The sequence below is a fragment of the Streptomyces sp. AHA2 genome, assembly GCF_036857595.1.
GTDB lineage: Bacteria > Actinomycetota > Actinomycetes > Streptomycetales > Streptomycetaceae > Streptomyces.
Window position 1 is genome coordinate 55,930 of record NZ_JAUQWJ010000028.1, and the last position, 9,433, is coordinate 65,362.

General features: G+C 73.9%; 7 protein-coding genes. 5 read left to right on the top strand and 2 right to left on the bottom strand.

Features of this window, described 5'->3' with window-relative positions:
- The first annotated feature begins 99 nt into the window (after window positions 1-99).
- Window positions 100-945, top strand: a complete 846-nt coding sequence (locus Q5694_RS32455; RefSeq protein WP_333937097.1) for a spermidine synthase — start codon at window positions 100-102, stop codon at window positions 943-945.
- Here the strand turns inward: Q5694_RS32455 and Q5694_RS32460 are convergent.
- Entirely contained in the window at window positions 907-2,244 is a 1,338-nt protein-coding gene (locus tag Q5694_RS32460; RefSeq protein ID WP_443040984.1) for an MFS transporter, read from the bottom strand. The genes Q5694_RS32455 and Q5694_RS32460 overlap by 39 nt on opposite strands.
- Window positions 2,245-2,269: 25 nt before the next feature.
- Complete coding sequence (locus Q5694_RS32465) at window positions 2,270-3,280, bottom strand: hypothetical protein (protein WP_333937099.1); 1,011 nt, start codon at window positions 3,278-3,280, stop codon at window positions 2,270-2,272.
- A 178-nt stretch (window positions 3,281-3,458) separates the two neighbouring features.
- Between Q5694_RS32465 and Q5694_RS32470 the strand changes: the two genes are divergently transcribed.
- The 4 genes from Q5694_RS32470 (at window position 3,459) to Q5694_RS32485 (ending at window position 9,362) form a co-directional block, all read left to right on the top strand.
- A complete protein-coding gene (locus tag Q5694_RS32470) occupies window positions 3,459-3,896 on the top strand; it encodes a DUF4442 domain-containing protein (protein WP_333937106.1) in 438 nt (145 codons plus the stop codon).
- Window positions 3,897-4,200: 304 nt separating this feature from the next.
- Window positions 4,201-6,057, top strand: coding sequence for an RICIN domain-containing protein (locus tag Q5694_RS32475; protein ID WP_333937100.1), 1,857 nt, complete (start codon window positions 4,201-4,203; stop codon window positions 6,055-6,057).
- Between the two features lie 209 nt (window positions 6,058-6,266).
- Window positions 6,267-8,651 (top strand): phosphoketolase family protein, encoded by a 2,385-nt coding sequence (locus Q5694_RS32480; protein WP_333937101.1) that lies wholly within the window; start codon window positions 6,267-6,269, stop codon window positions 8,649-8,651.
- Between the two features lie 72 nt (window positions 8,652-8,723).
- Complete coding sequence (locus Q5694_RS32485) at window positions 8,724-9,362, top strand: DedA family protein (RefSeq protein ID WP_333937102.1); 639 nt, start codon at window positions 8,724-8,726, stop codon at window positions 9,360-9,362.
- Window positions 9,363-9,433: the final 71 nt, after the last annotated feature.

The window sequence follows — 9,433 nt, forward strand, 5'->3', positions numbered from 1 at the left end:
ACCGCAGGCCGCCCACGCGGAGCAGCCGTACGGGGGCGCGGCCCCTGCGCCCTGTGCCCCCCGCGCCCCTCCGCGGGGCCGGCCCGGCACAATCGAGGGGTGAAGGAAGCCGTCCCCGTCGCCCGGCCCGTCGATCACGGGTTCGCCAAGCTCATGCCCGACGTCGACCGGGAGCGGGCCTGGCTGCTGACCGTCGACGGGGCGCCCCAGTCGTACGTCGACCTGGACGACCCGGCGCACCTGGAGTTCGAGTACGCGCGCCGGCTCGGGCACGCGCTGGACGTCGTGGCCGAGCCGGGGCGGACGCTGGACGTGGTGCACCTGGGGGGTGGGGCCCTCACGCTGCCCCGGTACGTGTCCGTCACCCGGCCCGGTTCGCGGCAGGACGTCGTCGAAGCCGACGAGGCACTGCTGGAGCTGGTCGCCGGGCACCTGCCGCTGCCCGAGGGGGCCCGGGTGACGCTGCACGCGGCGGACGCGCGGCGCTGGCTGGAGGAGGCTCCCGGCGACTCGGCCGACGTCGTCGTCGCCGACGTCTTCGGCGGCTCCCGGGTACCCGCGCATCTCACCTCGGTGAGCTATGTCGGCGAGGCCGCGCGCGTGCTGCGGCACAGCGGGGTCTACCTCGCCAATCTCCCCGACGCGGCGCCCTTCGCCTTCCTGCGCTCCCAACTCGCCACCCTGGCCACCGCCTTCGAGGAGATCGTGCTGATCGCCGAGCCCGGGGTGCTGCGCGGGCGGCGGTTCGGGAACGCGGTGCTCCTCGCCGCGCACGAGCCCGTCGACGTCGCCGCCCTGGCCCGGCTGGCGGCAGCCGACGCCTTCCCGGCCCGGGTGGTGCACGGCGCCGCGCTGCGGGAGTTCACCGGTGCCGCGCGGGCCGTGCGGGACGCGGACGCCGTACCGTCACCCGAGCCCCCCGACGGGGCGTTCGGCATCGGCTGACGGCTGTCCGGCGGCCTCACCGGTCACGCCCTTGGCCACCGGTGTGGTCCTGCGGCGCAGGTTGCGCACGTCCGGCACGCACAGCACGGCCGCCGTGACCAGGACCACCAGACCGGCGCAGCCCCACAGGGCCGCGGTGCGGCCGAAGGCGTCCTCGGCCGGTCCGGCCGCCGCGGTGGCCAGGGGCACGAACGCCACGGAGCCGAACCAGTCGTACGCGGAGACGCGGGAGAGCTTCGCCTCGGGGATCTCCTGGTGCAGGGCCGTCATCCAGGAGACGCCGAACACCTCGACCGTCGCCCCGGCGACGAACATCACCGCGAACAGGACGCCGATCGGCACCGGCACGGCCAGGGCGGCCGAGGGCAGCGCCAGGGGGAACACGCACAGGGTGCCGGCGAGGAGCAGCCGGCGCGGCTTCCAGCGGGTCATCAGCAGGGCGCCGACGACGGTGCCCGCGCCGAACGCGCCCAGGGCGAGCCCCCAGGGGCCCGCCCCGCCCAGGTGGTCGCGGGCGACCAGCGGGCCGTAGACGGCGTCGGCGGCGGCGACCACGGCGTTGGCGACGGAGAACTGCACGACGATGCCCCACAGCCAGGGCCGGCCGGCGAACTCCCGCCAGCCCTCGCGCAGGTCGGCCACCAGGCCGCCGCCCGGCACCCGGGGCGGTATGTGGCCCACGTCGAGGAAGGCCCGCAGCGCCCCGGCGACGGCGAAGGCGGCCGCGTCCGCGGCCAGGACCCAGCCCGGACCCATCGCGGCGACCATGGCACCGCCCAGCGCGGCCCCGCCGAGCCCCGCCCCCTGCATCGCCATCCGGAACACCGCGAAGGCCCGGCCCGCCTGGTCGCCCTCGACCGAGGACATCAGCATGCCCTCGGCGGCCGGGCCGAAGAAGGCCTGTCCGGTGCCGCCGAGGGCGGCCAGCAGCATCATCTGCCACAACAGGGGGTCGCCGGTCAGCACGAGGACGGCGAACACGGCCTGCGACAGGCAGTTCAGGGCGTTGGCCGCGACCATCACGCGGTGCCGGGGCAGCCGGTCGGCGACGGCACCGCCGATCAGCAGGAACAGCACCAGCGGCAGCGTCCGCGCCGCCGCCACCAGGCCGACGTCGCCGCCGTCACCGCCCGCTTCGAGAACGGCGAAGGCCGCGGCGACGAGGGCGCCGTTGCTGCCCAGGCTGGTGACGACCGCGGCGGCGGTCAGCAGGGAGTAGTTGCGGCCCGCCCAGGCGGGGCGGCGGGAGACGGTGGTCGGCACCCCGTGACTATCCACGGGAAGGGGCCGGCTTGCCAAAACGGCGGGTGCCGGCCCCGGCCGGTCAGGAGTCCGTGGGCGGTTCCTCGGTCAGGCGCACCGTGCTGAGGATCTTCTGGACGGTCGCCTCGGGCAGCTCGTCCTTGACGCCCTTGGCCCCGTACAGGTTCCAGGTCACGAAGTCGCCCGCGCCGTTCTTGAAGGCGAAGGTGATGGCCTTGCCCTCGCTGTCGCACTTGCCGTTCTGGGGGGTGTTCTCGGAGTGCGCCGTCGCGACGCTGCCCTTGATGCCCGACTTGGTGGTGTACGGCTTGGGCTTGGTGAACTTGACGCTCTTCTTGTCGGGCTGGGTGTAGCCGCCGAAGATCCACCACGGGACGCGGGTCTCGGCCGCCATGTCCGTGTCCTTCGCGCCGTTCTCACCGCGGGTGCCCGCGGTGGCCAGCGCGGTGTCCTCCTCGCGGCCGTCCTTGTCGGTGTCGCTCGTGCACCACTTGGACTTGAAGTAGGCCGGGGCGGTGACGGTGGTGCGGTCCAGCTCGCCGTCCTTCTTCTCCCACTCGAAGCCCACGCTGGTGCCGGGGGTCTCGATCTCCCAGTCGGGCGGCACGTCGAACTTCGTGCCGAAGCGCGGGTTGGCGACGACCTTCCAGCCCGGAACGGTCGCCTTCTCCGGCCCGCCGCCGCGCGGGTTGTCCCCGCCGCCCGAGGCCGTGGGGTCCGCCGAGGGGTCCTCGGAGGCGGTCGGGGACGGCTTCTTCTTGCCGTCCGTGCCGTCCGCGCTGTCGTCCTTGCCGCCGCCCAGCACCAGGAAGCCGGTGACCCCGGCGGCCACCACGACCGCGGTCGCCGCGATGATCGCGACGAGCTTGGTCCGGTTGCCACCACCGCCCTGCGGCGGCTGCGGCGCACCGGCCGGCGTGGGAGTGCCCCATGGGGGCTGTTGTCCGTAGGGGTTGTGCTGCTGGTATCCCGGCTGCTGATACGGATTCGGCTGCTGGTACCCCGGCTGCTGGTAGGGGTTGTTCGTCTGCGGGTTCTGCTCGCCCCCGGGCGGCTGCTGTCCTGGCCACATGGGCAGTCACCCTAGCCGCGCTTCGGACACGATTCGGTCACCGCCCGTGGACGGGGACGTAGCAACCCGGGGACGGGGGCGTGCGGACCGTGCGGCGGCGGGGCGTGCGGTGGGCGTCACAGGGGCCTGGCCAGACGTGTCTACTCGTGAGTAACATGCGGTCATGAGCGCAGACCAGATGTCCATCGGCGAGATGCTCGCCGCCACGGTGCCCATGGCCCGGACCCTGAACCTCGAGTTCCTGGAGACCTCACCGGAGCGGGCGGTCGTCTCCCTGCCGGACCAGGGCGAGTACCACAACCACGTGGGCGGCCCGCACGCCGGTGCGATGTTCACGCTGGGCGAGTCCGCGAGCGGGGCGATCGTGCTGGCCGCGTTCGGGGACCAGCTCTCGCGCGCCGTCCCGCTGGCCGTCAGCGCCGAGATCGCCTACAAGAAGCTCGCGATGGGCGTCGTCACCGCCACCGCCACGCTCGGCCGCCCGGCCGCCGAGGTCGTCGCCGAACTCGACGCCGGTGAGCGGCCCGAGTTCCCGGTCGCCATCGCCATCCGGCGCGCCGACGGCGCCGTGACCGGTGAGATGACCGTGGTGTGGACCCTGCGGCCCAACGGCTGAACGATCCGTCACCGCAACCCCCGGGCCCCGGCCGTGTGCCGGGGCTTTCGCGTGCCGCGCCTCGCGCGTCGGAGCGTTTTCTTCGAAAGCCGGTGCGGATACCGACGGTAACAATTCGCGATTTCCCGTGACGGGAACTCAAGTCGTCCGAACGCCTTGTTACTTGTCAGTCGCCTGTGCGAAAGTGAGCCGCCTCACAGCCCGGGTCCGCAGTCGACCCGTCAGGTAATGCACCCATCACACCCCTGCTTTCGGACGGACGCGCCATTCGCCTGCCGTCCTGCGGCTGGAAGGAAATGGTTCCGTGCAATCCCCCCACCCGCCACGCCCCCCGTACCCGCCGCGCCCCGGAACGGGGCCCGCGGACTCCGACCGCCATCTCCTCGCCCAAGTCGCCGAACCGGGCGAAGGGCCGCGTGCCGTCGCGCTGCTGCTCGCGCGGCACTGGCGTGCGGTCCACGAGTACGCCGTGATCTGCCTGGCCTGCTCGCAGGACTCGGCGTCGATGGCGGCCGCGGCCGCGTTCCGCCGGGAACTGGCCCGGCCGGGCGGCGGCGCACTGCGCCCGCGACTGCTCGCGGCCGTCCGCGACACCGTCGGGGAATGGGCCGCCGACGACGGCATATCCGTCCTGCTGCCGGAACTCCGCAAAACCGTCGGCGCCCGCGGTCTGCGCGCCACCCGGGCCGCAACACCCGAAAGGCGGCGCCTGTCCGAGCACGCATTCCGGGCTCTTCCCGGGGCTTCCCAATGCCTGCTCTGGCACACCGAGGCCGAGGCCGAGCCCCTATCCGTACCGGCCGGTCTGCTGGGCGTGGATCCGGGCACCGCGGCGGCCGCCCTGGAGCAGGCGCGGGAGCAATTCAGGACGGGGTGCGTGCGCGCCCACCGGGAACTCGCGCCGACCCGGGAATGCCGCTATTACAACCGCCTGCTCGACGTCCCGATGCGCCGCGGCGCAGCCCTGCTGCCGGACGTGCAGCGGCACCTCGTGGCCTGCCGCTACTGCCGTCACGCGGCCGAGCAGCTCAGCCACTTCGAGGGCGGTCTGGGAGAGTTGCTGGCCGAGACCGTGCTGGGGTGGGGCGCCCGCCGCTACCTGCAGTCACGTGCGGGGCGCGACGAGGGCCGCGGCGCTCCGGCCGCGGGCGGACGCCACCGCCTGAGGGCCCGTGCGCCGCAGGGCGACGGCCGGCCCGGCGTCCCGAGGCGGCACGCCAAGGCCCTGGCCGCCGCGGTGGGGGTGACGTCCCTGGTGCTGCTCGCGACCCTGCTGACCGCCCGGAGCTGGAGCGAGGAGAGCGCCACCGCCCCGCAGGCCACCTGGGGAGCGGTCAGCGGCCACACGGGCGCACCCGGCACGGCGCAGTCGTCCCCGGTGGGCCCCGGTGTTTCCGCCTCCGGCGCGGCCGGTGGCAGGGGTGCTGTCCCGTCCGCCGCCTCGGCGGCCCTTCCGGCCGAAGTGGCCCGGGGGCGGCTGCGCAACCTCGACACGGACCTGTGCCTCGCCGTCAGGGGCGGGCGTCCGCGCGCCGGCTCCCCGCTGGAACTGGCCGGTTGCTCCGCCGGCTCGCCGCAGTGGACCTACCGGGACGACGGCCTGCTGCGGCTGGCCGCCGACCCGCGGCTGTGCGTGGGATCCGACGCGGCCGAGGGCTCGGTCGTGCTGGCCGACTGCCTCGTGCACGCCGGAACCGTCCGTCACGACCTGACCGTACGCGGGGAGTTGCTGCCGAGGGAGGGGAAAGGCGGTGCCCTCGCCCCCGCGAGGGGGCGGGACGTCGCCGTCGCGCCGCGCGACGGGTCCGCGGCGCAGCGCTGGGCCCTCGAACCGGCGGCCGTGGCGGGCGGGCCCGGGGCGCAGCGGCGGCCGGAGGACCCTCCGGGGACGAGCCGGCGCAAGGCGCAGGAGCGGCCGTCCGACGAGGCTCCCCGTGAGCGCGGACCCCGGCCGGGGCCGCCGCGGGCAGAGCCCGGGGACTCGGCGCAGCGGGACCGGTACGCCACGCGGGTCGCCGGGGTGGACTGCCGCGGTCGAGCCGGCTCCGGGGCGTCGGCCGGGGAGCCCGTCACGCACGAGGTGACCGGCGCTCTCGACGCTGCGGCCGCTGCGGTGACCGGCACGGTCCCGCTGCTCGGGCGGATCGCGCCGCACCGGTAGGCGTCCACCCGGGTGGCGTCCCCGCCCCGGGGGCCGGCGGGCTCGGTGCCGATGACCCGGTGCCCGCCCCGGACGCCCGCGCCGCAGCGGTGGCCGCGTACCCGGCCGGAAGACGACGGGGCGGGACGCACCGCCGGGAGGCGCCGGGCATCGAACCGGCACAGACTGGTACTCCTCCTGAGGCCGCCGCAGAACCCAGGGAGTGACTCATGCCCGAGGCCCCGCGCCTGGACAGCAGGACCGCACCGACCGACGAGGAGCTGCGCACACTCGACGCGCACTGGCGGGCCGCCAACTACCTGGCGGCCGGTCAGATCTACCTCCTGGCGAACCCGCTGCTCACCGAGCCTTTGCGGCCCGAGCACATCAAGCCGCGCCTCCTCGGCCACTGGGGCACCTCACCCGGCCTCAACCTCGTCCACACGCACCTCAACCGCGTGATCAAGGCGCGGAACCTGGATGCCCTGTGCATCTGGGGGCCCGGGCACGGCGGGCCCTCCGTGCTCGCCAACTCGTGGCTGGAGGGGAGCTACAGCGAGAAGTACCCCGACGCGTCCCGGGACGCCCGGGGCATGGAGCTGCTGATGCGGCAGTTCTCCTTCCCCGGGGGCGTGCCGAGCCATGTCGCCCCGGAAGTGCCCGGCTCGATCCACGAGGGCGGCGAACTCGGCTACTCCCTCGCCCACGCCTACGGCGCGGCCCTCGACCACCCCGACCTGCTCGTCGCCTGCGTGATCGGCGACGGCGAGGCGGAGACGGGTCCCCTCGCCGGGTCCTGGCACGCCAACAAGTTCCTCGATCCGGTGCACGACGGCGCCGTGCTGCCGATCCTGCACCTCAACGGCTACAAGATCGCCAACCCGACCGTGCCGGCCCGGCTGCCCCGGGAGGAGCTCGACGCGCTCCTGCGCGGCTACGGCCACGAGCCGATCCACGTCGCCGGCGACGACCCGGCGGCCGTCCACCGTGCGATGGCCGAGGCCATGGACACCGCCCTGGACCGCATCGCGCGCTTCCAGCGTGCCGCGCGCGAGGAGGGCTCGACCGAACGCCCCCGCTGGCCCGTGATCGTGCTGCGCACCCCCAAGGGGTGGACCGGACCGGCCGAGGTCGACGGCGACCCGATCGAGGGCACCTGGCGGGCGCACCAGGTACCGCTGGCCGGAGTCCGCGACAACCCCGAGCACCTGCGCGCGCTCGAGGACTGGCTGCGCTCGTACCGGCCCGAGGAACTCTTCGACGCCGACGGCCGCCCGGTCGCCGACGTGCTCGCCTGCGTCCCCGAGGGCACCAGGCGCCTGGGCGCCACCCCGTACGCCAACGGCGGGCTGCTCCTGCGCGACCTGCCGGTCCCGCCGCTGGACGACTTCGCCGTCCCCGTCGACAAGCCGGGCACGACGCTGCACGAGCCGACCCGGGTCCTCGGTGACCTCCTCGCCCGGATCATGCGCGACACCGCCGGCCGCCGCGACTTCCGCCTGGTCGGCCCGGACGAGACGGCCTCCAACCGGCTCCAGGCCGTCTTCGACGCCAGCGGCAAGGCCTGGCAGGCCGGGACGCTGCCCGTCGACGAGCACCTCGACCGGCACGGCCGGGTGATGGAGATCCTCTCCGAGCACCTCTGCCAGGGCTGGCTGGAGGGGTACCTGCTCACCGGCCGGCACGGGCTGTTCTCCTGCTACGAGGCGTTCGTGCACATCGTCGACTCGATGGTCAACCAGCACATCAAGTGGCTGCGCACCTCCCGCCGCCTGCCCTGGCGCGCGCCCATCGCCTCGCTCAACTACCTGCTGACCTCGCACGTGTGGCGCCAGGACCACAACGGCTTCTCCCACCAGGACCCCGGCTTCGTCGACCACGTCCTCAACAAGAGCCCCGAGGTCGTACGGGTCTACCTGCCGCCGGACGCCAACACCCTGCTGTCGGTCGCGGACCACGCGCTGCGCAGCCGCGACTACGTCAACGTGATCGTGGCCGGCAAACAGCCCTGCTTCGACTGGCTGACGATGGACGAGGCCCGGGTGCACTGCGCCCGCGGCGCCGGGATCTGGGAGTGGGCCGGCACCGAGAACGGCCGCGAACCCGACGTCGTCCTGGCCTGCGCCGGGGACGTCCCCACCCAGGAGACCCTGGCCGCCGCCCACCTGCTGCGCCGGCACCTGCCCGAGCTGTCCGTGCGCGTGGTGAACGTCGTCGACCTGGCCCGGCTGCTGCCCGAGGAGGAGCACCCGCACGGGATGAACGACTTCGAGTACGACGGGCTGTTCACCGCGGACAAGCCGGTGATCTTCGCCTACCACGGCTACCCCTGGCTGATCCACCGTCTCGCCTACCGCCGCACCGGCCACAAGAACCTGCACGTGCGCGGTTACAAGGAGGCCGGCACCACCACGACCCCCTTCGACATGGTCGTGCGCAACGACCTCGACCGCTACCGCCTGGTCATGGACGTCATCGACCGGGTCCCGGGCCTCGCCGTGCGCGCCACGGCCGTACGCCAGCGGATGGCCGACGCGCGCACCCGCCACCACGCCTGGATCCGCGAACACGGCACGGACCTGCCCGAGGTCGCCGACTGGAGCTGGAACGCCTGAGCCGTCAGGGGCGTCCTCGAAGCCGGTAGGCTTCCCCGGGCACGCAGCAGGGCTCAGGGAAAGGAACCGGCGTTGCACGTCCAGGAGTGGCTCGAAACCGTACCGGCGGTCGCCGTCTACGCGCTCGTGGGACTGGTCATCGGCCTGGAAAGCCTGGGCATCCCGCTGCCGGGGGAGATCATCCTGGTCTCCTCCGCGCTGCTCGCCTCCCAGCACGGCGACATCGACCCCGTCGTCCTCGGCGCCAGCGCCACGGCCGGCGCCATCATCGGCGACTCGATCGGCTACGCCATCGGCCGCAAGGGCGGGCGGCCCCTGCTGGCCTGGCTCGGCGGGAAGTTCCCCCGGCACTTCAGCGAGGGGCACATCGCCACCGCCGAGCGGTCCTTCGAGAAGTGGGGCATGTGGGCCGTCTTCTTCGGCCGCTTCGTCGCCCTCCTGCGCATCTTCGCCGGCCCCCTCGCGGGCGTGCTGCGCATGCCGTACTGGAAGTTCGCCCTCGCCAACGTCCTCGGCGGCATCCTCTGGGCCGGCGGCACGACGGCGGTCATCTACTACGTCGGCGTCGTCGCCGAGTCGTGGCTGAAGCGCTTCTCGTGGCTGGGCCTGGTGGCGGCGGTCCTGGTGGGCCTGACCTCCGTGCTGGTCCTCAAGCGCAAGGCGAAGAAGGCCGACGGGAACCTGGAAGCGGCCGGGGCACGGACTTCCTAGGTGTATTGATCACGAGCGTTGCTGACACTGGCGGGTCTTGAACATGGCGAAGACCTCCGATGTGGTGGAGC